This is a genomic window from Echinicola sp. 20G, assembly GCF_015533855.1.
In the GTDB taxonomy this organism is placed as follows: Bacteria; Bacteroidota; Bacteroidia; order Cytophagales; family Cyclobacteriaceae; genus Echinicola.
The window spans coordinates 5679555-5704891 of record NZ_AP024154.1; the positions used below are offsets into that span (position 1 = coordinate 5679555).

Annotated in this window: 22 protein-coding genes; 8 read left to right on the plus strand and 14 right to left on the minus strand. The window is 40.2% G+C overall.

The genetic code is table 11. The features are described 5' to 3' along the window. Positions 1–6: 6 nt before the first annotated feature. The 3 genes from JL001_RS22655 to JL001_RS22665 form a co-directional block, all read right to left on the minus strand. Positions 7–1797, minus strand: coding sequence for a RagB/SusD family nutrient uptake outer membrane protein (locus JL001_RS22655; RefSeq protein ID WP_200980157.1), 1791 nt, complete (start codon positions 1795–1797; stop codon positions 7–9). A 19-nt stretch (positions 1798–1816) separates the two neighbouring features. Continuing rightward, entirely contained in the window at positions 1817–5053 is a 3237-nt protein-coding gene (locus JL001_RS22660) for a TonB-dependent receptor (protein WP_200980159.1), read from the minus strand. Between the two features lie 407 nt (positions 5054–5460). Next, positions 5461–6348 (minus strand): metallophosphoesterase, encoded by an 888-nt coding sequence (locus JL001_RS22665; RefSeq protein ID WP_200980161.1) that lies wholly within the window; start codon positions 6346–6348, stop codon positions 5461–5463. Positions 6349–6621: 273 nt separating this feature from the next. Between JL001_RS22665 and JL001_RS22670 the strand changes: the two genes are divergently transcribed. Then, positions 6622–7224 carry a TetR family transcriptional regulator gene (locus JL001_RS22670; protein WP_200980163.1) on the plus strand — a complete coding sequence of 201 codons (603 nt, stop codon included), beginning with the start codon at positions 6622–6624 and terminating at the stop codon, positions 7222–7224. A gap of 353 nt (positions 7225–7577) precedes the next feature. Here the strand turns inward: JL001_RS22670 and JL001_RS22675 are convergent, their stop codons facing one another. Then, a complete protein-coding gene (locus tag JL001_RS22675; protein ID WP_200980164.1) occupies positions 7578–8789 on the minus strand; it encodes an OprO/OprP family phosphate-selective porin in 1212 nt (403 codons plus the stop codon). Positions 8790–9105: 316 nt separating this feature from the next. Here JL001_RS22675 and JL001_RS22680 point away from each other — a divergent pair, with 316 nt between their 5' ends. The 4 genes from JL001_RS22680 (at position 9106) to JL001_RS22695 (ending at position 11620) form a co-directional block, all read left to right on the plus strand. Beyond that, on the plus strand, positions 9106–10035 hold the full coding sequence (locus JL001_RS22680) for a ribose-phosphate pyrophosphokinase (RefSeq protein WP_200980165.1): 930 nt from the start codon (positions 9106–9108) through the stop codon (positions 10033–10035). Between the two features lie 39 nt (positions 10036–10074). Continuing rightward, positions 10075–10662, plus strand: coding sequence for a 50S ribosomal protein L25/general stress protein Ctc (locus tag JL001_RS22685; RefSeq protein WP_200980166.1), 588 nt, complete (start codon positions 10075–10077; stop codon positions 10660–10662). Positions 10663–10751: 89 nt separating this feature from the next. Then, on the plus strand, positions 10752–11312 hold the full coding sequence (gene pth / locus JL001_RS22690; protein ID WP_200980167.1) for an aminoacyl-tRNA hydrolase: 561 nt from the start codon (positions 10752–10754) through the stop codon (positions 11310–11312). Positions 11313–11323: 11 nt separating this feature from the next. Beyond that, positions 11324–11620: an MTH1187 family thiamine-binding protein gene (locus tag JL001_RS22695; protein WP_192011011.1), complete on the plus strand. Its 297-nt coding sequence runs from the start codon at positions 11324–11326 to the stop codon at positions 11618–11620. Between the two features lie 43 nt (positions 11621–11663). Here JL001_RS22695 and JL001_RS22700 read toward each other — a convergent pair whose 3' ends face one another. From JL001_RS22700 to lpdA, 6 genes are all read right to left on the minus strand, one after another. After that, positions 11664–12926, minus strand: coding sequence for a replication-associated recombination protein A (locus tag JL001_RS22700; RefSeq protein WP_200980168.1), 1263 nt, complete (start codon positions 12924–12926; stop codon positions 11664–11666). 66 nt (positions 12927–12992) lie between these two features. After that, complete coding sequence (locus tag JL001_RS22705; protein ID WP_200980169.1) at positions 12993–14000, minus strand: low specificity L-threonine aldolase; 1008 nt, start codon at positions 13998–14000, stop codon at positions 12993–12995. A 124-nt stretch (positions 14001–14124) separates the two neighbouring features. After that, positions 14125–14586, minus strand: a complete 462-nt coding sequence (locus JL001_RS22710; protein WP_200980171.1) for a DUF2721 domain-containing protein — start codon at positions 14584–14586, stop codon at positions 14125–14127. Between the two features lie 104 nt (positions 14587–14690). Beyond that, positions 14691–15512 carry an anti-sigma factor domain-containing protein gene (locus tag JL001_RS22715; protein WP_200980173.1) on the minus strand — a complete coding sequence of 274 codons (822 nt, stop codon included), beginning with the start codon at positions 15510–15512 and terminating at the stop codon, positions 14691–14693. Beyond that, on the minus strand, positions 15512–16045 hold the full coding sequence (locus tag JL001_RS22720) for an RNA polymerase sigma factor (RefSeq protein WP_192011016.1): 534 nt from the start codon (positions 16043–16045) through the stop codon (positions 15512–15514). The genes JL001_RS22715 and JL001_RS22720 overlap by 1 nt, the downstream gene beginning before the upstream one ends. Before the next feature lie 101 nt (positions 16046–16146). Next, positions 16147–17544, minus strand: coding sequence for a dihydrolipoyl dehydrogenase (gene lpdA, locus JL001_RS22725; protein WP_200980175.1), 1398 nt, complete (start codon positions 17542–17544; stop codon positions 16147–16149). A gap of 226 nt (positions 17545–17770) precedes the next feature. Between lpdA and fabG the strand changes: the two genes are divergently transcribed. Further along, positions 17771–18517 carry a 3-oxoacyl-[acyl-carrier-protein] reductase gene (gene fabG, locus JL001_RS22730; RefSeq protein WP_200980176.1) on the plus strand — a complete coding sequence of 249 codons (747 nt, stop codon included), beginning with the start codon at positions 17771–17773 and terminating at the stop codon, positions 18515–18517. 75 nt (positions 18518–18592) lie between these two features. Here fabG and JL001_RS22735 read toward each other — a convergent pair whose 3' ends face one another. Beyond that, positions 18593–19603, minus strand: a complete 1011-nt coding sequence (locus tag JL001_RS22735) for a hypothetical protein (protein WP_200980177.1) — start codon at positions 19601–19603, stop codon at positions 18593–18595. 308 nt (positions 19604–19911) lie between these two features. Between JL001_RS22735 and JL001_RS22740 the strand changes: the two genes are divergently transcribed. Next, positions 19912–20760 carry an SPFH domain-containing protein gene (locus tag JL001_RS22740; RefSeq protein ID WP_200980178.1) on the plus strand — a complete coding sequence of 283 codons (849 nt, stop codon included), beginning with the start codon at positions 19912–19914 and terminating at the stop codon, positions 20758–20760. Between the two features lie 12 nt (positions 20761–20772). Further along, positions 20773–20952, plus strand: a complete 180-nt coding sequence (locus JL001_RS22745) for an Arc family DNA binding domain-containing protein (RefSeq protein ID WP_192011021.1) — start codon at positions 20773–20775, stop codon at positions 20950–20952. Between the two features lie 14 nt (positions 20953–20966). Here the strand turns inward: JL001_RS22745 and JL001_RS22750 are convergent, their stop codons facing one another. The 3 genes from JL001_RS22750 to JL001_RS22760 are packed head-to-tail and all read right to left on the minus strand — an operon-like array spanning position 20967 to position 25204. After that, complete coding sequence (locus JL001_RS22750) at positions 20967–22457, minus strand: TolC family protein (protein WP_200980179.1); 1491 nt, start codon at positions 22455–22457, stop codon at positions 20967–20969. Further along, complete coding sequence (locus JL001_RS22755) at positions 22450–23820, minus strand: ABC transporter permease (protein WP_200980180.1); 1371 nt, start codon at positions 23818–23820, stop codon at positions 22450–22452. The genes JL001_RS22750 and JL001_RS22755 overlap by 8 nt, the downstream gene beginning before the upstream one ends. Positions 23821–23830: 10 nt before the next feature. Beyond that, a complete protein-coding gene (locus JL001_RS22760) occupies positions 23831–25204 on the minus strand; it encodes an efflux RND transporter periplasmic adaptor subunit (protein WP_200980626.1) in 1374 nt (457 codons plus the stop codon). Between the last annotated feature and the right edge of the window lie 133 nt (positions 25205–25337).

The following is a 25337-nucleotide window of genomic DNA, read 5'->3' on the forward strand; positions in this document are numbered from 1 at the left end:
TTTATCTTAATTCCAACCAAAAATCTGCTCAAGATTAGGATTCAAGGTTACTTGTTGAACAGGAATAGGACGGTAATAATATTTAGGTTCTTCAAAAGTTCTCACTTTTGTTTCGGTAACCATATTACCACCATTTTCACCATTTTTCAAGAACACATCCACGTTATCATCGATCGTTCCTGCTTTATAATAGATCAGGAATTCACCAAGACTATTTTTTTCTTTTGCATCTCCGGTAGGAATATCGCTATCCTTGTCTATCAAGATAATATCTTCCACACCATCGCCAGTCATGTCGTATTTGCCCAAGCCTGGAAAGTACATCCCTTCAGGAATAATCTCCAACAACTTACCCGCATGCCATCTCATCAGATCATCATAACGGTAACCTTCTAAGGCGAACTCTACCCTTCTTTCTCTTCTTATTTCTAGGATAACCCCTTGGTTAGCTCCACTAACGCTGGGATATTTCTCTGCCATAAACAAGTCCGGAGAGGCATTGGCTGTAGCCATATCCAAAGCAGGCAAGCCCGCTCTTTGTCGAAGAATATTAACGGTTTCATCCAAATCTCCTTGAGTCAGTTCTCCCAACTCTGCCTTGGCCTCAGCATAGGTTAGCAGCACCTCTGCATATCGGTAAACAGGAAAGTCAACACTCCCCACTTCAATATTATCAACCGTATTGTTGTACCCTTTGAGCTGATGGTATCCTGTGAAATTTTTGTTTAAAGATTGGATATATGGATCGCTATTAGGCTGTCTTACCCAGCCAGGATAGGCTATTGTCTGCATCAATCGAGGATCTCTATTCTCAAATTCCTCCACAAAGCCTTTAGTCTCATGGCCTGTCTGAGCCGTAAAACTACTTCCATCTGCCATCAGGTAAGTCATGACCAAATCCCTGGATGGTGATTGCTCATAGTCTCCAAAGACTGTATAATTAACGTCTCCACTTCTATCTTTATTGACATCATATGGGTTCACCAGGATCACCTCAGGATTACCAATCAGGTTTTGACTGCTGAATAATGAACCATAATCACTTTGGATATTTCCAGTGGTGTAGATTCCAAATTTACCACCATCCATAATAGATCTGGCTTCATCCCTTGCTTTCTCCAGAAAACCATTGGCCGATCCCTCTAGTCCAATTTCAGCGTGGTATTTTCTATAAGTCCCCTCGTACAAGGCTACTCTTGCATAAAATGTTTTGACAGCCCAGAGATCCGGAGTGCCCGAAGGTACACTCTCTCTCACATGGTTGGCAGCAAACTCCAAATCCTCCATAACCTTTTCCATCACCATTTCTCTGGGGTCACGTGCTTTATATAAGTCCTCATCACCTGGATTAAGCGTCACTTCATACCATGGCACATCAGAATAGCGCTTGATCATTCCAAAATAAAACTGTGCCCGATAATACCTGGCAAGGCCTGAAAAATGCCCTTTAGCCTCTTCTGAAGCCTGAGCCTGTTCGTAATTATCAAGAAAGTAGTTGATATTTCTCAACCTACCCCAGTTCCAACCTCCAGTAATGGTCTGTGAACTAGGATCTCCTGTCATGATATTTTTTATTTCAATGGCGCCAGTAGTTGCCATATTATCACTGCTCTGATCAGATAGGTAACTTCCAGAACCTGAAAGAGACAATAAACCATTAACATATAGTTCCAAATCCTCCTCAGACTTGAAAAACTCTTCTGGGGCCACAGAGGTCTGTGGATACCTATCCATAAAATCTTCGTCACATGAGCCCAACGCCAATAGTGCGCTCAATAAAATGATATATTTTTTCATGATGGTGTTCATTTTGAAATTACAAATCAATATTTACCCCAAAAGCAAACTTCCTCTGGAACGGGTAAGCCCAACCATAACCATCATTGATGGCTTCTGGGTCTACAAATTCCTTGATGGAAGAGAATTCATAAAGGTTCTCTCCTGTAACAAAGACACGTAACCTGTTGACTTTAATTTTTTGGGTGATGGTTTTAGGGAAGGTATACCCCAAAGTGATATTTTTCACCCTTAGGTAAGCAGCGTTTTGCAGGTATTTAGTTTGGGGAATATCAAGACCTGCCCCATAGTTGGCATCTGCCATCCAAGACTGCAAAATAGGAAACTCTGCATCAGGGTTAGCTTCGGCCAAACCTGCATCAATATAAGACTGTGAATGTTGCGCCATCAATGCATCGCTATCAGCAGCCCCTCTGTAAAAATCCAGGTTCCAAGGATAAATATTGGCATATGGTTGCTGATAAGGTCCCCAATAAAGATAATGTCTTGGGTAATAATCCCTTTTCCCAACGCCTTGAAGAAATACGGACATATCAAAACCATTCCAGCTTACATCGATATTTGCGCCATATCGATAACGGGCGGTAGAGTTTCCTATAAGTGTCAAATCCTTGGGGTCATTCTCAGTTTGTCCTCGCTCGATCTTACCGTCGTTGTTCAAATCCTGATACTTAGGCCAGCCCGGCACTACATCTAAAGCTCCCCAAGGCACAATAGCAGATTGATCCAGCTGGGCTATTTCATCTTCTGAAGTGAAAATACCATCATTTACCAAACCCCAAATCTCTCCTATCTCCTGGCCCTCTCTCCAATTGGAAAACAACCTATTTTCATTTTGGAAACTGGTAATTTTTGACTGGGAGTCTGACAGCACACCTCGTACATTCAACACAACTGGCTGTGCAGCATCTCCAAATTGGGTCCTATACCCCAAGGAGACTTCAAAGCCTTTGGTTCTCAGATCTGCTGCATTTTGCTTTGGAGGGCTAGTTCCCAACACGCCAGGTAATTCCACTGGGTCTGTCAACATTCCTTTGGTGTCCCTGATAAAGAAATCCAGTGTGGCAGTCAACTTATCATTGAAAAACCCTAAGTCAGCACCAAGGTTGGAAGTCACTACTTCCTCCCATGTATAATAATTGGGGTCCACGGCCAAAGATGGGGAAGAAGTGATCACTGTTTGTCGGTTTCCATTGATGAGGTAACTGGACAATCCTGTAGGAAGAGATTGGATATAACCGAAATTGGATACATTCTGATTTCCCAAACCACCATAGGAAGCCCTGAGTTTGAAGCTTGGAATCACATTGTTCAAATCCTTGAAAAACGGTTCTTCACTGATCACCCAAGCCATGGATGCAGAGGGGAAGAAACCCCAGCGGTTGTTTTCAGGAAACCTTGAGGATCCATCATATCGACCATTAAATTCCAAAATATACCTTTCCTTATAGGTATAATTAGCTCTTCCAAATACACTTCTGGTGGCATAAGTACTATAAGAAGGTGTTACAAAAGCATCTCCTGTCGTCAAGCCAATATAAGGCAAGGAGGACGAAATCAACACCCTTCTTTCAGACTGAACAGAAGAATATTCGTAGTTCTCTTGGTTATAACCTGCCAAAATCCCAAAATTATGATCTCCCAGAGTTTTGGAATATTTACCATATAGATCAAAAATTGTATTGATTAAAGTGCCATTTCGCTCAATCACAGAACCATCTCCCCCTTCAGTTCTTACATCATCCGGACCGAAACCAATGTCAAACTTCTTTTGATCCCAATGGTACTTCCATTGTTCTCTTTTGAAACTAGCATTCCCTGTCACTGTCAAATCACCGTTCAAGAAAGTTCCAGTGGTCCTAAGAATATTATGAAAACCAAACATATCTTCTTGGTTTCTTCCTCCATCTGTTAGTCTTGCGGCCAGTCTACCTGCTGCTGTATTGGCCCAAGTCCCATCAGGGTTTTCAGCCACATCTGTGGGTTGCAGATAATAAATGTCGGTGATATTGGTTGTTGGATCCGCTCTTTCTGTTTGGTAAATATTCAAGTTGTTATCCAATTTCAACCACTCCATGGGAGACGCTGTAATTCTCGCTCTCAAAGAATAGCGGTCCCAGTAATCAGGAGCCAATTTATTCAAACCATTTTCATTGGTATAATCTCCAGACACATAATAACCTACTGGCATTTTCCCGCCACTGTTTCCACTAATAGACAAGCTGTGGTTTGTAGAAAAGCTGGCTGAATTGAAAAAATAATTGTACCAGTCATTGCTTCCCATATAGGCCCAAAGGTTCGGGTTATTGGGGTCCAGTCGCACATCCTCCACAGAAGGATCTTCTGATCTTTCTTTTGCCCATTGATAGTGCTCATCAGAATAATTCACATAATCCCAAGGTGTATTGTTCGTAGCAGTTTCCAAAACCCTTGAATAAATATATGGATCTGTAACCGGCTCGGGCAAAACCGTTGGTTTTCCCCAAGAAAAGTAATTGTTATAAGAAATGGTCTGCTTTCCTTCACTGCCTTGTTTGGTTGTGATCAAAACCACCCCAAATGCAGCCCTAGCTCCATAAATGGCAGCTGAAGCTGCATCTCTCAGAACTGAGTAGGAAGCAATATCTGCCGGGTTAAGCCGCAATAAATCATCATAATTTCCTGCTACTCCATCAATCACGATCAAAGGCCCTCCACCATTGATGGAAGTAAATCCCCTGATATTGATATTGGGAATAGAACCAGGCTTCCCCCCTTGATAGGTAATGTTGAGTCCTGGGCTGATACCCTGAAGTCCCTGCATTACATTGGCAATTGGTCTATTGATAATGTCTTCACCGGCAATTTGATCCACCGCGCCCGTGACATTGATTTTCTTTTGGGTACCATACCCTACCACTACGACCTGCTCTAATAGGGTCTCCTGCTCTTCCATTTGAACATCAATCGAAGACTGACCATCAACTAAAACTTCAACTGTTTCATATCCAATAAAGGAAAAAACCAGCATAGCATTTTCCGAAGAAGCAGTAATCGAATAATTGCCATCTAAATCTGTGATCGTACCTTTTTGTGTGTTTTTTTCCAAAACAGACACCCCAGGAATGGTCATCCCTGTCACTGCATCTGTCACCTGCCCACGCACAGCCTGCTGTGCAGATGACGAAATGTGTAGGCAAACCATCAGCAAGAGTGTGATCCCCACCCTCCAGCATCCACGTTTCCATTTCAAAAGATTTCGTAAATAATGTTTCATAGAGCTAAGTGTTTTAATTAGACATGGCTACCAAATTTTCACTAACCAACCAGACCTAATTCAGTGAGATATATTGAATTTATTTATTGAACATTCATTCAATATTAAATATTGCATTTTATAATTCAAAAGAAATTAACAAGAATTTTGTTTCAATTAATTTATATTTAACACTACAATAACAATGATTAACCAAACTTCACGAAAACAAAAAATTGAAATAATAGTAGGATTAATTAAGGCAAAAAACACATCAGCCTATCATTACATAAATCATTAATTGATTCACCATAAAAAATATGCTAAGACGAGACTTAGTTTCCTCAGCCAGACATATCAAAAAACACATTGTTCAGAAAAAAAAAAAAGATAACAAAACAAAAGACCTCACTACGGAGGTCTTTTGTTTAAACTAGGGGAAAATACTGATTTTCAACCCTTCCATCTTCGTGCAAATCCAATATGGCATAGCCCGGAGGCGTTTCCAGGTAATACTGCTTCCCTGCAGACTGTTCATCTCCATCTCCCCACCAAAAACCACTAAGCGATCCATTACAAAAATAATGCACCCCATTATACCATGCCCTGTCCAAAAGGTGTTGGTGCCCGCTAAGGCACACTTTTACCTTATCCTTATGCTGATAAAAAAGTTGTTTCAACTCCTTATGATCACTATGCTGGCCACCCACTAAAGCATTTGTGATTGAAGTAATGGGAAAATGAGACATTATCAAAGTAGGCGTATTTTTAGGTAGACTTTCCAACTCCCCTTTCAACCATGCCATCTGGTCTGCTCCAAGACTAATCCCTTCGTGATTTCCGTCCAAAACAATAAAGCACCAATTCCCTTTTGAAAAGCTATAATAGTTTCCAGGAATCCCCAGCCTCTTAACCACATAAGGCTTACCATACATTTCATCATCCTGTTTATTTGGAACATCCCACCAAGGGTCATGATTGCCAATACAGCTATAAACCTCATACTCCTTTACCCCTGCCCTAAACTCATCCCACACTTTCCACTGCTCCAACATTCTTTCTCTGCTAACCCCATTATAACTGGCATCATGAATGCTGTCCCCTCCATTTAGAAAGAAATCGGGATTGTGCTTCTTCACTATTTCCAACCAAGTTTTGGCCCTTGCAGGCACATTCTCTTCTGGTCTTATATGGACATCAGTAATGTGAGCCACCCGTAACACCGAACCACTGCTCTCCTCTGCAGCCAATGCAACAGCCGGACCAACACCAGTGGTCACTACCGCGGTTTTCAATAAGAAATCCCTTCTTTTCATAAGTAAATTGTTTAATGGTTTTTATCTTAAGCGTCTAACATGAAAATCACACAACTTCTTTGTACTCATTGAAGAAATATCTGAAGCTTAGTTTTCTAAAATCAACTTTTGGCCAATGCCAGTTTTTTTTAAATATATTTTTTTAGATTTTTCAAGAGACTAAATAATTTATATATTGAACATTCATTCAATATTATATATTGAAAATATGATTTCAAAAGAATTTGACAACAAACATTTTTCATTTAACTTTGTTTTAACATCTAGATAACAATGAAGGGCAAAATTTCAGCAGAGCGAAAAAAAGAGATCATAGAAGGCTTTTACTATTTATCCAAAGAGAACGGACTTGAGAATACATCCATTGCCAAAATAGGTAAGCATTTAGGAATCCCCCCTAGCTTGGTGATGCACTATTTCCCTACCAGGGATATCCTGATCTCCAATCTTATTTCTTACATCCTAGATCAGTATTTGAAAATATATGAGCCCGTAATCAAGGAACTGGAAACAAAAAACCATGCTGACCCAAAGACTTTTGTTGACAGCCTTTTCTCAAGAGAATGGAACCTTCTTTTCGATGACGGGGTGTTTTACAGCTGTTATGCCTTGATCTTTAGAAACGAAGTAATCAAAAAGGAATATAGAAAACTACATGACCGTCTTCGAGAATTCTTAAAAGAAATACTGGACAGGGATGAAGCCTTGAAAAACCAAGACACGCAACTTTTGGCTGAGCAGATTTTTGTAGTAGTTGAAGGTGCTTACTATTACCTCTCCATGATAGACAATGAAGACACTTACAACAAAAAAGTAGAGAACTTTAAAGAACAGGTTTATGATTTGTTACGCAAAAAAGAAGCGCAACATTTATAAAGTGCCATCAACGCGATAGCTGCCCAAACGCCATTGACTGCCAAATTAGCATTGTCCTTAAAATGAATGGCATTTACCATCAGACAAACCGCCCCACCAAAGTTGAGTATATGATAGAGCACACCTTCTTGCCTTAGGACACCCCTTGCAAGCAAAAAATAAGAAACTGTAAAAAGAACGGCTCCAAGCCATCCAACAACTTGAAATATCATAGCCCAAAGATATAAAGATATCCGAGGAATCAATTTTTAGGCCTTATCTCAAACACTCTTTGAATAACTAAAATAAAAAGCCAGCAGGATAACTAGATTCTTTCCCACTGGCTTATACTACTTTAGTTTGTATAATTTATTCTAGAATGAAAAATCATACTGCACCCTAAACCTCCAGCTCGACGCTTCTCTATTTATTGAAGCCCTATCAAAGTCAAAATAAGTCACATCCGTAGTCAACTTATTCCTGTGTCCATTAAAGAAACAGTTGAAAGCCAAAGAAAACTCTTCCTCACTGTTCTTGGGTATACTCAATTCTGGCTGATAATAGGCGTACCGGGCAGCTATTTCATATAAAGGCTTCCCTTCCGCTGCAGCTTCATGATTTAAGACGTATCCTCCCTGCCCATAAAATCCAGCCAAGTGATCACGGCCTCCAGTCAGATTATCTATGATGCGCTTTCTATGATATTCACTTTGCCAGCTAAATGATTTGTATTGAAAAGCAGTTTCAAACACCCACTGGTCAGTTTTATACTGCCCCGCCTCTCCATCTTCATAACCTTCCAATTCCCCTCCTCCACTTGAAGAAAACCTTGTGTAGGGGCTAGTATTGGTTGCTCCAGCCAAGGCAAATGAAGCCTGAGGTGTTTCTTGATGGGCTAGGTCAGAACCGGATATAGCCACTCCATCTCCCATAAAGTTCCAAAACACTTTCCCTACGTACATTAACTTCTCATCATCATTCTCCCTAGCTCCTCGACCATTGCCAGTCAAAATCGAAAAATGATAATTAAAATCAGCCAATCCACCTTTATCGAAGTGACCATACATTGAGACACCCTGCTGTCGGTCAAGAGTAAACGGCCTATTGATAATGGATCGTTCCATCATTTGCTGCTTTCCACTGGAAATGGACCGCTCGCGGGTATACTCCACTTTCCACTGTCCAAACTTAAAGCTCAACCATTCCCACTTCTCAGCTTTCACCTCAAAGTTTAACAACCTATTTGCTCCTAATTCATACTCAAAATAGTATTTCAACCATGGTTGATGGGCAAATCCCCCTACCTTTAACCTGGCACGGTTGATTTTGAAGATATTTCTTTTTGGCACATCAAAGTCATCAAAAGAAACTGGATCCTGGTCAGCCGGATAAGCATACCTAAACTGTAGTCTTCCTCCGATTTGAAGCCTATACTTATTGTCAGGACTTGTAAATTGAAATCCTTTAGAAGTGTATTGCACATCGACATTCTTGACAGAATCACTTTTTGTATCCTGAAAAGCACTCGCACTCATCGCAAACGATATGAATACGACCACAAAGGCAAAAGCCTTCCTGTAATCCATAAGATTTGTTATTTTTAGTAAGATAACTTTGGCGCCAGAAATTTAAAAGAAGCTCCTTGCATTTCCTCTTCAAATTTGGCTGATGGGCAGACCATCGTTTAACAGGGCGCAAAATTACGATTTAAATTCATTCATAATTTCAACACTAAGTTATCAATATGTTAAGTATTTAAACAACAATGTAACACTGGATTAACAGTATATTTTTTTATACTTTATGAAATAAAGGTTTACTCACCAGCTTTTCTACTGAGTTCAACCTTTTTTCCTATCTTTGTGCTTTATAACTCAAATCAGATAACAAAATACACACACCATGCCCGAGGTTAAACTCTTTGCCGGAACCAACACAAAAAAACTAGCTGAATCCATTGCAAAAAATTACGGTCAGGATTTAGGTGATATGACCCTCTCCAAGTTTAGCGATGGAGAGATGTCTCCCAGCTTTGATGAATCTGTAAGGGGATGCCATGTATTTCTGATCCAATCTACTAATCCTAACGCAGACAACCTTCTGGAACTTTGCTTGATGATTGATGCTGCCAAAAGAGCCAGCGCCTACAAAGTATGTGCAGTAGTACCTTACTTTGGCTATGCCAGACAAGACCGCAAAGACAGACCTCGTGTATCAATAGCCGCAAAACTAATTGCCAACATGATCACTTCAGCTGGTGCGGACAGGATCATGGCTTGTGACCTACACGCTGGACAAATACAAGGTTTTTTTGACATTCCTTTGGATCATTTAAATGGATCAGCTATTTTTGTGCCCTATTTGAAAAGCCTAGATTTGGGAGACAACTTGATCTTCGCTTCTCCTGATGTCGGAGGGGTAGGTCGTGCTCGAGCTTATGCCAAGCATTTTGAAGTAGAAATGGTCGTTTGTGACAAGCACAGAAAAAGAGCCAACGAAGTGGCATCCATGCAAGTAATCGGTGATGTAGAAGGGAAAGACGTTGTACTGGTTGATGACATGGTAGATACAGCAGGCACTATGTGTAAGGCCGCCCAAATCATTCTTGACAAAGGCGCCAACTCGGTAAGAGCCATCGCTACTCATGGTGTTTTATCTGGAAAGGCATACGACAATATTGAAAATTCTGTTTTGGAAGAACTGGTAGTCACAGACACCATTCCTCTCAAAAAGGAATCTTCAAAAATCAAGGTATTGACAGTGGCTGAGTTATTTGCTAAAGCCATTCATGCCGTAACAGGAAATGATTCTATCAGTGCCCTGTTCATTTAAATGAAATTTATTTATTCATACACTTATATATTCTAGATTATGAAATCGTTAGAGATTATAGGGTTTAAAAGAGCAAATCTCGACAAGTCGGAATTGACTCAAATCCGCGAAGAAGGAAGCGTTCCTTGTGTGGTTTACGGACCAGGTATCAAAGAGCAAATCCACTTTCATTCACCTGCCATCCTTTTCAAGGAGTTGATCTATACTCCAGAGGTACACATGGTAGAACTAAACATTGAAGGTACTAAAATCAAAGCTATCCTTCGTGAAGCGCAGTACCACCCAGTAAGTGAAACATTGCTACACGCTGACTTCTTGGCTTTCAGTGAAGATAAAGCGATCAAAATGGATATTCCAGTGGAAATCAAAGGTTCTTCTCCTGGTATCCTTAAAGGTGGTAAGCTTGAGCTAAAAGCTAGAACGCTTAGCGTTAAAGGTTTGGCGAAAGACCTTCCAGATAGCATCCCTGTTTCTATCAGCCACTTGGAGCTTGGTAAATCTGTAAAAGTTGCTGAGGTTAAGGTAGAAGGTTTCGAAATCCTTACTAGCCCTAATGTATCAATCGCTACTATCGGTATTCCAAGAGCTCTTAGAGGTAAGAAAGCTACTGAAGAAACTGAAGGTTAATTTAACCTTATCCAATATTTTAAAAATCCTGCCAGCTCCATGTTGGCAGGATTTTTTATTTTTGCATTTGATTTGACTAAAACCATCACATGAAATACCTCATCATTGGTCTGGGAAATATTGGACCAGAATACGAACTTACCCGTCATAATGTAGGGTTCCTGACACTGAACAGATTAGCAGACCAAGAAGGTGTCAGCTGGAACAGCAACCGATTGGCCTTTACTACAGAATTGAAATATAAAGGAAGGCAAATTCACTTAATTAAACCGACCACTTACATGAACTTAAGTGGTAAGGCTGTTAACTATTGGATGAAAGAACTTAAAGTTCCTAAGGAGAACATCCTCGTGGTGGTGGATGATGTGGCATTGCCTTTTGGAAAATTAAGATTAAGAGCAAAAGGGTCATCTGCAGGACACAATGGACTAAAAAACATTGAAGAGCTTACTGGAGGGCAAAACTATTCCAGATTAAAATTTGGTATTGGAGACGACTTTCCCAAAGGCAAGCAAGTGGACTATGTTTTGGGCAGGTGGTCTCAAAAAGAAATCGATGAACTCCCAATGTTTATGGACAAAGCCATTGACATGATCAAGGGCTTTAGTACTATCGGTATCAATATGACCATGAGTCAGTACAACGACTAACTATCCATAGAATGAAAACCATTAATTTAGGAATCCAAATTGTCCCAAAAAGTAAATCGCTCAGCGCGTATGACTTGGTTGACAAAGCCATTGAGGTCATCAAAGCTTCCGGCGTCAAATATGAAGTAACTCCTTTTGAAACTGTCATGGAGGGGGAAGAAAGCCAATTGATGCAGATTGCGAAAGAAGCCCAGGAAGCAGTACTGGCTGCAGGCGCCGACGAGGTTTTGGTATACTACAGAATGCAAATCCGTAAAGATGCAGATGTCACCATTGACGAAAAAACTGCCAAGCACAAACAAGCTTAATTCTAAGCTATACTTCTTTGAAAAGAGAAATGGGGTACTGTATTCAGTACCCATATTTTTTACCCCACATTTTTTGAAGGTTTTTCCTCAGGTCATTTTCACGGGCATTTCTTCCCGGATCATATAGCTTAACTCCTTTGAGTTTATCAGGCATAAACTCCTCCTCCACAAAATTCCCTTCATAGTCATGGGCATATTTGTAGCCTTTGCCATAATTAAGATCTTTCATCAACTTGGTTGGAGCGTTTCTTAAATGAATGGGTACTGGCAAATCCCCCTCCTGCCTGGCAATGGCCTGTGCTTGATTGATAGCCACATAACTTGCATTACTTTTGGCTGAACTCGCCAGATAAGTGACACACTGCGAAAGAATAATTCTTGCTTCCGGGTAGCCGATGATCTTAACTGCTTCAAAAGCCTGAGTAGCAAGCAGCAACGCATTTGGATTGGCATTGCCGATATCCTCAGAAGCCAAAATCACCAACCTTCTAGCAATAAATTTCACATCCTCTCCACCTTCTATCATCCTCGCCAACCAATAGACCGCTGCGTTTGGATCTGAACCCCTTATCGATTTGATAAAAGCGGAAATGATATCATAGTGTTGCTCTCCAGACTTATCGTAAATCGCCACTTTTTGTTGGGCAATGGCTGTAACTTTATCATTGGTAACAACAATAGGATCTTCTGGAATGGCATTGACAACTATCTCCAATAGGTTAAGTAGTTTTCTTCCATCACCACCGGACAACCTCAATAAAGCCTCTGTCTCCTTAAGCTCAACATTCTTTTTTTTCATTAGAATATCATGCTCCAAGGCCTGCTGGATCATGGCTTCCAAGTCCTTTTTTTCCAAAGAATTTAAGGTAAAAACCTGACAACGGGAAAGTAATGCAGCATTCACCTCAAAGGAAGGGTTTTCTGTAGTGGCACCAATCAACCTGATTTGCCCCTTCTCTACTGCTCCCAATAAAGCATCCTGCTGAGATTTATTAAACCGATGGATCTCATCTATAAACAGCACTACTCCTTGCTGGAACTTGGCCTTCTCAATCACCGCACGGATATCCTTTACCCCCGCACTAATGGCACTAAGGGTATAAAAAGGAGCTTTCACCTCATTGGCTATAATATTGGCAATGGTTGTTTTCCCTACGCCAGGAGGTCCCCAAAGAATCAAAGAGGGAACTGTTCCATTTTTTATGGCTCTAAATAGAAAGGTATTTGGGGCAGTCAAATGAGACTGTCCTATCAGGTCTTCCAGCCTCGTTGGCCTCATCCGCTCCGCTAATGGCTCTTGACTCATTATTCAGTTTTTTATTTTTTAGCAAGTTAGGGAGCTTTTCCATGCTCCCAAAATTTGATTATCAGTTTACCTGATCCTTTGGGAAAATGCTTCTAGGTGCTCATCCTTAAAATCAAGATGGGTAACAAAACGAATCAGGTCTTTCCCAAAAGCGACAGCTTTGATCCCTTTTCTTTCCAATTGATCTAACATTTCCTTTGGGGTCACACCAACCAATTGAGCAATGACAATATTGGTAGATACAGGCAATATTTCAGAAACATTCGGATGAAGCTTCAATACAGAGGCTAAAGCTTCAGCCCTTTGATGATCCTCCTTTAAGCGTTCAACATGATGATCCAACGCATAGATTCCAGCAGCAGCTAAAAAACCTGCCTGTCTCATTCCTCCTCCAAAAGCCTTTCTCACTCTCTTCGACCTTTTGATGGTTTCATTATCTCCCAAAAGTACAGAGCCAACAGGACAACCTAACCCTTTGCTTAAACAAACTGATATGGTATCAAACATAGCTCCCCAAGCCTTCGCTGATTCCCCTGTTTTGACCAGAGCATTAAAAATCCGTGCTCCATCCAAGTGCAATTTAAGTTTGCTCTCCCTACAAAGCTCACTAATCGGCCTAACTTCCTCCAAAGAATAAACGCTTCCTCCCCCTTTATTCATTGTATTCTCCAAAGCTACCAAGGAAGTTTCCGGTGCATGAATATCATCCGCATTTATCGCATCAGCTACATCTTCTACAGCTACTTTCCCATACTCACCATCCAACAGCTTCACCGAAGCAAAGGCATTGGACATAATCCCTCCTGCTTCATATAAGTAAATATGAGAGTATTTATGGCAAATCACCTCTTTTTGAGGCCCGGTATGTAACTTGACTGCAATTTGGTTGGTCATGGTACCTGAAGGACAAAACAGCCCTGCCTCCATTCCAAAAAGACCAGCCAATTTATTTTCTAGTTCCGCTACAGTTGGGTCTTCTTCAAAAACATCATCCCCTACTTTGGCAGACCACATGGCGTCAAGCATCGCTGGAGTTGGCTGTGTTACCGTGTCACTTCTTAAATCAATATTCATTTTGTTCATTAATTGCTTATCACTGAAGACTTTTTCCAATACCCAACCTCATCCCCAAATTTGGACAAGTATGATTGACCCCTGTAAAAAACCTAGCTTAAATATGATGATCCTAAACATCTGCTTATGACTTAATAGATGGATCTTTTGAATCTTTAAACATAAACTTAAAAGGCCCTTTTGATTGCTTGAAACTCTCTTCCATATCCCCTAACTCAATATTCAGCGCTTTGGTGGAAAGATTTATTTCCATTAAGGAGATAAACAAAGAAATCAAAAGGGAAATCATACTCAGCATAAAAATAACATTGGCTGCCATCTTAAATTCCTGATAAATCAAAAACATACAAATCACGCAAAGCAAGAAGCTCACCACACCAAAAATCTGCATGTTTTTGATCATATGTACCCGCTTTCTCAAGTTCTTCAACTGTTCTAATAATAATACTTCTTCTGGATTTTCCCGATACCTTTCGTTCAAGCCTCTGATCAAACTGGCCATTGCCAAAAACCTATTGGTATAGGCCAGCATCAATAGGGTAATCGCAGAAAACAATAAAGCTGGGGTTGATAACTCGAGTTCCATAATATCAATTATATCTATAACCTAAATTCAGGATTTTTGGGCACAATAAAAACCCCGCCGATATAAATGGACGGGGTTTGTCATTATTTATGTTTTGATGCAAATTAAACTACCTCTCCAATAACTACCAGGTTTTCTAGGGTTGGAGACTGACTGCCTCCTTTTGGCTCAATCGTGATGGCAAAAGCACCTGCACTAGACGCCAACTCCATCTGCTGTAAAGTCAACTTCTCTCCCGGCTTCACTATACCAATCCCTACTGGTCCGTCATCACCGATAGCCCACAATTGATAATCCTTGTCTCCACCCAAATCTGCTAACTGGTTAACTGAAATAAACACCTTTTCTGTATCCTTATCCCAGAAAACATCTACGCGAGCATCCTTCTGAATTTCAAAAGATTCTCCTTTCATCGGAACACGCTGATAGTTGCCAGTCAATAATGTTTCTAATTGCCTGTCTACATGCTCAAAATTAGCCTGATTAACGTCCAGCTCTTCCACTAGTATATTTCTTTCTTGTAATAAAGCCGTGAACCTCTCTTCCACATCATAGAATTTTGCCGCGAAATATACCGCTGCACCTATTGCTAGCACCGCAACAAGCGATGCTGCTACAGCAAAACTTTTCCAAGGCTGTAAGGCAACCTCTTTTGTTGAAGCTATTGAAGTTGTTTCGAGAGTACCTTCTGGCGAATCCAGTTCGGCAGAAAGTGAATCGAAAATCTTCTCTTTCACCTCGCCTGAGGGAGACACTCCACTGCTGTTATCAAAGGCAAACATCGCCTCTTCAATCTCATCAAGCTCCTTCCTGATTTCAGGATATTGCTTGGAGAGCTGCAGGACTTCTTCCCGCTCCCTTTCACTGAGTTCTCCCAGCACGAAAAGCTCCAACTTACCTGACGCTATGTAAGACTGAATATCCACTAAATTTTATTAATATTCTTTTTTAACACCCCTATGGCCGCACGAATCCTGGATTTCACCGTTCCCAGTGGAATTTCATACTCTTCAGAAATTTCAGAATGGGTGTAGCCTTTAAAATAAATACATTCAACCACAAATCTTTGCTCCTCATTCAACGTAGTAATGAGTTCCTTTACACCGATCCCATCAACTGCTTCCACAGTTCCGGACCTTCCTTCCAAACCATATACGTAGTTATCAATCGTATTGGTCTTACTACTTTTTGAGAATTCCTTAGATCGGGTTTTATCTATGGCAGCATTTCTACAGACATTGGCCATCCAAGTATAAAGCCTGCCCTTTGACTCATCGTAACTGTCTATTTTACGAATGATTTTAACAAAAGCATCATGAAAGACTTCCTCTGCGATATCTCGGTCTTTGATCACCCTGGAGATAACAGCAAACAAGGCCCTACTGTATTTTTCATACAAATAGTCTACGGTTTGCTTATCCTTGGCACGCAGCCCTGATATGAGTTGTTCTTCTTGCAAAAGTTGCTGAGGGTTATTTTTTTTCTACTGTTTGCTCCTAAAAAGAAAACACGAGACAGAAACCTATCTCGTGTTATAATATTAAAATAACTTATTGATATTTACAAGTGAATCACCTCATCATATGCCGCTGCTGCTGCCTCCATAATGGCTTCAGACATGGTTGGGTGAGGATGAACCGTCTTAATTAACTCATGACCAGTGGTTTCCAGTTTACGAATCGCAACAATCTCTGCAATCATTTCTGTAACATTTGATCCAATCATGTGTCCACCCAATAACTCACCATATTTGGCATCAAAGATCAATTTCACAAATCCATCTTTAGCCCCAGCAGCAGAAGCCTTTCCAGAAGCAGAGAATGGGAACTTACCCACTTTAACTTCATATCCCGCTTCTTTGGCTTTTTCCTCGGTATATCCTACGGAAGCAATCTCAGGAGAACAGTAAGTACAGCCAGGGATATTGTTATAATCTAAAGGCTCAGGGTTATGCCCTGCAATCTTTTCCACACAAATGATTCCTTCTGCAGAAGCAACGTGCGCCAAAGCTGGTCCTGGGATTACATCACCAATGGCATAATAACCCGGCATATTGGTCTTGTAGAATTCATCCACTTTTACGCGACCTCTATCCACCACAATTCCAACATCTTCCAAACCACAATTTTCTACATTGGCAACTACTCCCACGGCGGAAAGTACGACATCACACTCAAGGGTCTCTTCTCCTTTTTTGCTCTTCACCGTGACTTTACATCCTTCTCCTTTAGTATCAACAGCTGTTACCTCTGTGCTGGTCATGATATTCATTCCAGCCTTTTTGTATAACTTCTCCAATGATTTGGACACTTCAACATCTTCATTAGGAACGATTCTATCCATAAATTCCACAATGGTAACTTCAGTACCAATCGCTGCATAGAAATAGGCAAATTCAACTCCAATGGCACCAGAACCTACTACAACCATTTTCTTTGGCTGCTTTTCCAATGTCATGGCCTTACGGTAACCTATGATCTTCTTATCATCAATCTTAATGGCAGGAAGCTCTCTTGATCTGGCTCCTGTCGCAATGATGATATGATCTGCGCTATACGTTGTTTTATTTCCGTCTTTATCTTCAACTTCCACTTTTTTGCCTGGCTTCACTTTGCCCCAGCCCAACAACTGCTCGATCTTGTTCTTTTTGAACAAAAACTGGATTCCTTTGCTCATGCCGTTAGCTACTCCCCTGCTTCTCTTCACCATTCCACCAAAGTCCGCTTCTGCTTCCTTCACTGAAATACCGTAATCACTTGCATGATTGATGTATTCAAAAACCTGCGCACTTTTCAACAAGGCTTTAGTAGGGATACATCCCCAGTTCAAACAAATACCACCCAACTCGGCAGCTTCTACAACAGCAGTTTTAAGGCCTAGCTGAGATGCGCGAATTGCCGCTACATATCCACCTGGACCACTACCTACTACAATAACATCAAATTTTGTTGAAGACATATGTGTATTTTTTAAATAGCATTTTTAACCATCGCAAATTTAAAATATTTAAGCTCAGAAAAAAATTTGGATTCCATTTATAACCTAGTGCAAAGGCAAGAAAACACCCTCGCCTTTACACTTGATAATTGCCCATACCTAAATGCTTAAAAAACCTACTTGACTGGATTTTGGGAATAAATCCCTATTTTTGACGCGTCAATTAGAACTAACTTTAACGAAAAATATGGGATTACTTACAGGAAAGACAGCCCTGATCACAGGTGCTTCTAAAGGAATAGGTAGAGCAATTGCTATTAAATACGCCCAAGAAGGCGCTAACGTCGCTTTTACTTTTTTATCAAGTGTTGAAAAAGGCCAAGCTTTGGAAAAAGAATTGGCAGAATTTGGTATCAAAGCCAAAGGTTACCGTTCTGATGCTTCTAACTTTAGCGCAGCAGAAGAATTGGTCAGTGATGTAGTAAAGGAGTTTGGTTCCTTGGATATTTTGGTAAACAATGCAGGGATTACCCGCGATAACTTGCTTATGAGAATGACCGAAGAAGCTTGGGATGAGGTCATAAATATCAACTTGAAATCTTGCTTCAACACAGTGAAAGCTGCCAACAGAACCATGATGAAGCAAAAATCCGGAAGTATCATCAACATCACTTCTGTAGTAGGCATCAAAGGCAACGCAGGTCAGGCCAACTATGCAGCCTCAAAAGCTGGCATCATTGGTTTCACTAAATCAGTAGCCTTGGAATTAGGCTCAAGGGGTATTCGCAGCAACGCCGTTGCTCCTGGATTTATCGAAACAGAAATGACAGAAGTGTTGGACGAAAAAACAGTGCAGGGCTGGAGAGATGCTATCCCAATGAAGCGAGGTGGCAAGCCTGAAGAAGTGGCCGATGCCTGTGTATTCCTAGGGTCTGATATGAGTTCTTATATTTCAGGACAAGTTATTCAGGTTAACGGAGCTATGTTAACTTAAGCGGATAGAACAAAATGTTTATTAAAGAGCCAAGAAATGAGATTTCTTGGCTCTTTTTTTATCCACTAAGCGAAATCATCTTTTAGGCTTTTTCACTCTACTGAGATCAATTCGGTAAAACTCGTATTCGTCCTCTATCTCTCTTTCTGGTTTATTGATATACAAACAACCATTTGATATAAACCAGTTTTCTACTTCAATCTCCCCTGAAAACTCGAAGGAATACTCGCCAAGAGGTTTCCATGTTTCTGAAAAAACTTGTAAAGAATAATGTTTTGTCCTTTCAGCTTTGGTTTCCCCAACTCCAGATTCTCTGACCTTTGAGACTCTTAAAAAAATGTCATTTATATTATCATAGTGTAAAAACACATGTTGAGTTCCATCTTTAGGTAAAACATAGACATTACCAATTCTCTCCTTTGGTTTATAATTGAAATCCATAGAGGTAGTGAGCCCGATCTTTTCAACCAATTTAACACCATTTAATTTGTATAAGGTATCAGAGTAGGGCCAACCAAGGTAATACTCACCTCTCTTGGTATCTAAAGTCCCAATCACCCCTGTTGCAGAAACATCCTCTTTAAATTCATCATATCCACCTGGAACAATAAAATCAGTATGTCTAACTTGGCCAGTCTTTAAATTAACTTGAGTCAGCCAATGAGTAAAATCCAATGGGAATTCTACTTTTGGCAAACCTCCATCCGGCTCACGAAATTTCATGAAGTTCATAGGGTTTTGACCAACCTGTAACCACTCTCCTTGTTTTACCATTAAACCTTTTCTTGTTGATAACTTAATATAACTCTCCTTTGTAGTCGGAAGATTTAAATCCACATTCCACTCTCTTATTTTCTTTCCTTGGTCATACATTGCCAAGTAGCCTAGACTACCTACAAGCAACACATTTAAATCTTTTAAAACATAATAATTGGCACCTCTCCCACCCTTTAGTGCTTCTGGCCCTTCATATGGAATAGGAATTTCACTTATAAGTTTTGAAGAACCGACTTCATAAATCCTGACCAAAAAACCGTCTCTCCCTGACATAGGAACTGGGCGTATTAGTAAACTATCTCGTTCCATAACAGTACTTAGGTGGTTAATATAACCTGAAGTAGAATCTATCTGAAACACAAACTCACCATCTATCAACTCGTCAAGCTTCCCTTTATAGATCGAGTTATCATTTCCCCCATCCGAACAGGAAAGTAGCCCCATTACCATCCAACCTAAAACAAGCAATTTCCTAAGCATAACTTTAATTTAAACTAAATATATAGTAGAAATCACAAAGTTGCAATAAAAACAAAGCTTTAAATCTAGTCGATTTCTGCAACAAACTAAAAACACTTTCGTATATTAATATGATATCAATTTAACATCATATCAATATGGAAAAAATAATTAAACCTATTTCTGGTTATGTAATGGTTCTTATACAAATAATGATTGTAGCCATTACCATTGTGCTTATTGGTTCAGGTCAATTTATTCTCGGTATTATTAGTGGGATAATTTTTCTGATTATGTTAGTAGGCTTTTTTATTGTTGAACCCAATAAAGCTGTAGTACTGCTTCTATTTGGTGCCTATAAAGGTTCAGTAAAGTCCAATGGGTTCTTTTGGGTGAATCCATTTATGGTGAAGCAAAAGATATCTTTAAGGGTACGTAACTTTGAAAACCAACCCTTAAAGGTGAATGATAAAATTGGTAATCCTGTCATGGTCGGAACCATTGTGGTCTGGAAAGTAGAGGACACTTTCAAAGCTTCTTTTGAGGTAAATGATTATGAAAACTTCGTCCATCTCCAAGCGGATGCTGCAGTAAGAAAAATGGCAGGTCTCTATCCTTACGACAATTTTGAAGCGGAAGATGCTGAAGTCACCTTGCGTTCGGGCGTAGAAGATGTAAACCAATCCTTGGAAGACGAGATCAGTGAACGATTACAACATGCCGGCATTAAGGTAATCGAAGCCCGAATCAGTCACTTGGCTTATGCTTCTGAAATTGCCAGTGCCATGTTACAAAGACAGCAAGCTTCAGCCATCGTTGCGGCCAGAAGAAAAATTGTAGATGGAGCAGTTGGAATGGTAGAAATGGCCCTTGACGATCTAAAAGTAAAAGAGATAATTGAGTTTGATGATGAAAAACGTGCCACTATGGTCAGTAATTTGATGGTGGTTTTATGTTCGGACAAGAGTGCAAGCCCGGTATTGAATGTAGGCACCTTGCATCAATAAACCAATCACAATATGCCAAGTAAAAAGGCTTTTGCCCTCAGAATAGATGAAAAACTGATGAAAGCTGTGGAGAAATGGGCGGCTGACGAATTCAGAAGTACCAACGGACAGTTGGAGTGGATGATCCATGATGCCTTAAAAAAAGCGGGCAGGTTACCCAAACCTGGTAATACAAAAAAAGAGGCCGAATAGGCCTCTTTTATATTTTAGTTTTCTACTTCTACATCTGGGATATACAATAGCTGGTCATTTTCAAAATCATATAAAGTAAGCTGTCTCAGCTGATAATACGCAGCCCAATACTCTCTCAATGCAGAAATGTAACTTCTCTTATTAGAATCCTTTTCTGTTTGCGCAATGTTGAGGTTGGTAATATCCACTTTCCCGCTTAAGTACCTTTGTCTGGATATTTCATATCTCTTTGCAGCTACTTCATCTGCTTTCTCACTAATCACAATTCTATCTCTCAATTGTTCAAAATTCTTAACCTGTGTAAAAATCTCTTGCTCAAAAGTGATTATCTCTTGCTGCAAAGTAAAGGTTACATTTTCCTTGTTGGCCGTAGCGATTCCCATTCGGGCCTTGTTTCTTCCCCAATCCAAAACTGGCACTCGAACACTCAAATTCACTATGGCCTGCTGATTTGGGTTTTGATAAATGCCTGATAAATTATCAGCTGCATTGTTATAACCATAACTGGCATTCAAGTTCATATTAAACCTATTTCCCTTTGCTTGGGCTACCTGCTCATCTGCCTCTAACCTTCTTCTCTCAAATGCAACAGCATCTGCCCTGTTTTCAAACGCTAAGTCTATGGCCTGATCTACATCCACTGCTATGTCGGGAATTTCATCTGGCAGCACTAATTCAAACTCAGCACTTTCGTTTAGACCTATGAAGGATTTAAGCGCCAATGCAGAGGACTCTAAATCCAGTATTGCAGAAGCTAAGTCTTGATCGGCCTGTAGTACCTGTAGCTCAACCTGTAACAATTGATCTTCTGTGGTTGTACCAATATTATAACGCCCTTGTTCAATTTTATAAATCCCTTCCGTATTGGTTTTATTTTGATTAGCAATATCAAAGCTGACTTGCGCCAAAAGGTAGTTAAAAAACAGTTGTGTCGCTCTTTGGCTAATCTGTTCCATTTCTTCTACATAGCTTTTTTTACTTTCCTCATACCGCAGCGGCTCAATTTTCTTATCCCACTTTAGCTGATTGTAAGCAAAAATTGGTTGAGACAGTCTGACGTTAACAGGAACACCACTCCACCTAATACCATTTTCTCCATCCTGGGCCAAATAATTATCAAACCTACTAGATGAACTATTCACGGAGATAGTACCACCTGTGGCAGTTATCCTCTGTTCAAGACCAAGTTCCAAATCCACTAAACTTTGCTCTACTTCTCGGTATTCTATCGTTCCATCAGGCTGGGTCACCGCTGTAACAGATTGCTGATAATTCGGTAAAGTACCACTTAAACTTAGTTGAGGGTTATAATTTGATTTGAAAAGTCGGTACTGCCAATACAAATTTTCTTTTCTGGTTTGTGCACCTTTAGCAGCTGGAGATACTGATTTAGCTCTCGCGATGATATCCTGCAAGGTGTACCTGATCTTATCCTGCCCAAAAGTCTCCTGGGGCAAATTCAAAACTGCTAAAGCAAAAACTAAAAGCGCTATACGTTTATTCATATCTTAAAGAAGTTATTGGGTCTTGGCTCGCTGCTCTTTTGGCAGGAGTAATTCCAAAAATTAAACCCACTGTGGCGGCTACACTAAAGGAAACCATAATTGATGGGATAGTAATGATCGTCGGGAAATCTCCAAACTTAGAGACCAAACTGGCTAAAACAATACCTAAAATTACACCTATTATTCCTCCAGAAACACTGATCATCATGGCCTCAAACAAAAACTGATGAACAATATCGGTCTTCTTGGCTCCAAGAGACATTCTCAAACCTATTTCTTTGATCCTTTCCATTACCGAGGCCAACATAATGTTCATGATCCCAATCCCCCCTACCAAAAGAGAAATTCCGGCAATTGCCCCTAAAACAATATTGAAGATATTCTGGGTCCGCTGTTGCTGCTTGAGCAATAGCTCAGGAATGGTAATCTCAAAATCAATTACATTGTAATGTTTTCTCTCCAACAACCTTGAAAGTACTTCTGCTGTAGGATTCAGCTTGGAGCTTTCGTCAACCTGAACTACAAGTTTATCTATTTGGTGATAATTCACATTACTTGATGAGGATGATTGCTGTTGTTGTCCTCCAATGATAATTATTCTTCCTCCCCGACCTCTATTTCCAGCAACTAAATTACCTGACGTAACCATATCCCTGTTTTTATACCGAACAAGCATGGTTTGAACAGGAATATAGACATCCATATTAAAATCTCGAATACCTAGCTTGGCAATACTTTTATCGGAAACTATCCGCTCTTCCAACACTCCTATAACCCTCATCCACTGATTGCCACACTTAATCCGTTTTCCAATCGCGTCTTCTTTACTGAAAAATTTGGTCTGCACGCCTCTACCTATTATACAAACAGGGTCTCCGTTTATCAAGTTATTATCCGTAAACATAGTCCCTTCACGGAGCTTAAAATTAGTCACGTCAAAATATTCAGGAGTTACCCCCACCAACTTGGCCGATCTACGGATTCCACTTTTTACAATGTATGTATCCAGAATGACTTCAGGACTGATCCTTTTAATCCCTGGAATTACTTCTTTAATGGCTTCAACATCCAGCATTCTCAAACCTGGCGAAAACTTATTTTTCTCAAGCCCAGGTCCATTTCCACTTTCTTCAACTTCCTCTTCTACTTGTTCTATAATAGGCTCAACAATAATATTATTCACTCCTACCAGCTTGATTTGCTCCAGAATTTCTTGTTGTGCTCCATTTCCAATTGCAAGCATGGCTATCACTGCTGCCACACCAAAAATAATTCCCAACGCCGTCAACAAAGAGCGTAGCCTATTGGCCATCACTGCTTCAAAAGCGATGTAAAAATTTGATAAAAGCCTTGGTCCAAACATAAATCAGGAATTATTGATTTGCCGAATTACCTGCTGGACGAGGCCCACCTCCGCCTGGCCTTCCCTGTCTTCTCTCAGGTCGGGTTGGTTCCTCCGCTTCAGGCTCCTCTTCCTCTTTTTTATTCCTGGTTCCGTCAAGTTCCTCTAACAACCTTACATTTTGATCATTATCACTCCAATCTGGAATAGAAAGGTATACTTTATCTCCTTCGTCCAAACCTAACTCAACCACTACCTCGTCATAATTCGCCAAGCCTAGCTTTACTTCCTGCTTTGCGCCATTATTCAAATACACATAATTAATACTATCGTTGTGAACATGAATGGCTTCTAAAGGAACAAAAACCGTTTCATCCATTTCCTGGGCAATAATGGTATTACTCGTGGTCATGGCAGGACGCATAACAGGGTCACTTTCATTGACCAAAATAGTCACCTCAAAAACTTTGGCATCTGAATTAGGACGCTGTTGACCTACATTAGCAACCCTTGTCACTTTTCCAGTAAATTTCTTTTCAGGAAATGCATCTAAACCAATTTCAACTTCTTGTCCAACTTTAACCTTTCTGATTTCCACTTCATTGACATAGGTGATACTCTGCATTTCTGTCAAATCAGGTAAGGTGGCTACCACAGGATTCCAAGCACTGATTTGAGAACCTTCTCCTATTTTATTTCCGTCCCAATTAGTCTGAAAAATCACCATCCCATCTTGTGGTGCAGTGATGGTAAACTCATTCAGCAAATCCTGCATTTGCTGAAACTCTCTCTCCTCTTTTCTAAGACGAGCAGTTCTCTCTGCCATCTTAGCCAATGCCTGATTATACTTGATCTTGTAATTTTGCTTGGCTTGGTCTAAGTCCCTTTCGGCCTTTTCCAAATCATACTCATTTTGTTTAATTGTGGCTGGTGGCTCATACTGAGATTGTTCCAACACTAGTTTTCTTTGCTCCACATTATACTCCAAGTTCAAGATATTATCTCTTTCCTGTCTTAGGGACAAAGCTGTATCTAATTTGGCCTGTTCATACTGGGCAATTTCAGAGTCCAAGTTATTTTGCCCATCACTCAGTTTCCCAAACAATTCTGACTTGTCTAAAGAGGCAATGAAATCACCTTTCTTCACAACCGTTCCTTCATCAACCATACGCTCGATGGTCAATTGATTAACCCTAAACTCCCTGGCGCGGGTAGGACCCATAATCTGGACAGACCGCAATGCCTTTAGCTCTCCGGTAGTGGCTATTTCTACAGAAAACTTTCCTTTATTTACCGGTACTATGATATCAACACCATCTCCGGAAGCAGTGGGTGAAAAAATAAAGTAAAGTAACACGATGGCTACTACACTTCCTGCTGCTACAAACATTAAATTCTTTTTCATCATCAAAACCTATTATGAGGTTATTTTAGTTTATCATATACAAAATTAAATTTTTAAATACTCTCAACCTTCCCAACGAAAACCAAATATAGCCATTGACATAATAATTCAAACTAAATTCTTAATTAATAAT

Excerpts from the sequence above, each read along its gene's own strand:
- JL001_RS22655 (WP_200980157.1), bottom strand. The coding sequence starts at position 1,797 with ATGAAAAAATATATCATTTTATTGAGCGCACTATTGGCGTTGGGCTCA.
- JL001_RS22660 (WP_200980159.1), bottom strand. The coding sequence starts at position 5,053 with ATGAAACATTATTTACGAAATCTTTTGAAATGGAAACGTGGATGCTGG.
- JL001_RS22665 (WP_200980161.1), bottom strand. The coding sequence starts at position 6,348 with ATGAAAAGAAGGGATTTCTTATTGAAAACCGCGGTAGTGACCACTGGT.
- JL001_RS22670 (WP_200980163.1), top strand. The coding sequence starts at position 6,622 with ATGAAGGGCAAAATTTCAGCAGAGCGAAAAAAAGAGATCATAGAAGGC.
- JL001_RS22675 (WP_200980164.1), bottom strand. The coding sequence starts at position 8,789 with ATGGATTACAGGAAGGCTTTTGCCTTTGTGGTCGTATTCATATCGTTT.
- JL001_RS22680 (WP_200980165.1), top strand. The coding sequence starts at position 9,106 with ATGCCCGAGGTTAAACTCTTTGCCGGAACCAACACAAAAAAACTAGCT.
- JL001_RS22685 (WP_200980166.1), top strand. The coding sequence starts at position 10,075 with ATGAAATCGTTAGAGATTATAGGGTTTAAAAGAGCAAATCTCGACAAG.
- pth (WP_200980167.1), top strand. The coding sequence starts at position 10,752 with ATGAAATACCTCATCATTGGTCTGGGAAATATTGGACCAGAATACGAA.
- JL001_RS22695 (WP_192011011.1), top strand. The coding sequence starts at position 11,324 with ATGAAAACCATTAATTTAGGAATCCAAATTGTCCCAAAAAGTAAATCG.
- JL001_RS22700 (WP_200980168.1), bottom strand. The coding sequence starts at position 12,926 with ATGAGTCAAGAGCCATTAGCGGAGCGGATGAGGCCAACGAGGCTGGAA.
- JL001_RS22705 (WP_200980169.1), bottom strand. The coding sequence starts at position 14,000 with ATGAATATTGATTTAAGAAGTGACACGGTAACACAGCCAACTCCAGCG.
- JL001_RS22710 (WP_200980171.1), bottom strand. The coding sequence starts at position 14,586 with ATGGAACTCGAGTTATCAACCCCAGCTTTATTGTTTTCTGCGATTACC.
- lpdA (WP_200980175.1), bottom strand. The coding sequence starts at position 17,544 with ATGTCTTCAACAAAATTTGATGTTATTGTAGTAGGTAGTGGTCCAGGT.
- fabG (WP_200980176.1), top strand. The coding sequence starts at position 17,771 with ATGGGATTACTTACAGGAAAGACAGCCCTGATCACAGGTGCTTCTAAA.
- JL001_RS22735 (WP_200980177.1), bottom strand. The coding sequence starts at position 19,603 with ATGGAACGAGATAGTTTACTAATACGCCCAGTTCCTATGTCAGGGAGA.
- JL001_RS22740 (WP_200980178.1), top strand. The coding sequence starts at position 19,912 with ATGGAAAAAATAATTAAACCTATTTCTGGTTATGTAATGGTTCTTATA.
- JL001_RS22745 (WP_192011021.1), top strand. The coding sequence starts at position 20,773 with ATGCCAAGTAAAAAGGCTTTTGCCCTCAGAATAGATGAAAAACTGATG.
- JL001_RS22750 (WP_200980179.1), bottom strand. The coding sequence starts at position 22,457 with ATGAATAAACGTATAGCGCTTTTAGTTTTTGCTTTAGCAGTTTTGAAT.
- JL001_RS22755 (WP_200980180.1), bottom strand. The coding sequence starts at position 23,820 with ATGTTTGGACCAAGGCTTTTATCAAATTTTTACATCGCTTTTGAAGCA.
- JL001_RS22760 (WP_200980626.1), bottom strand. The coding sequence starts at position 25,204 with ATGAAAAAGAATTTAATGTTTGTAGCAGCAGGAAGTGTAGTAGCCATC.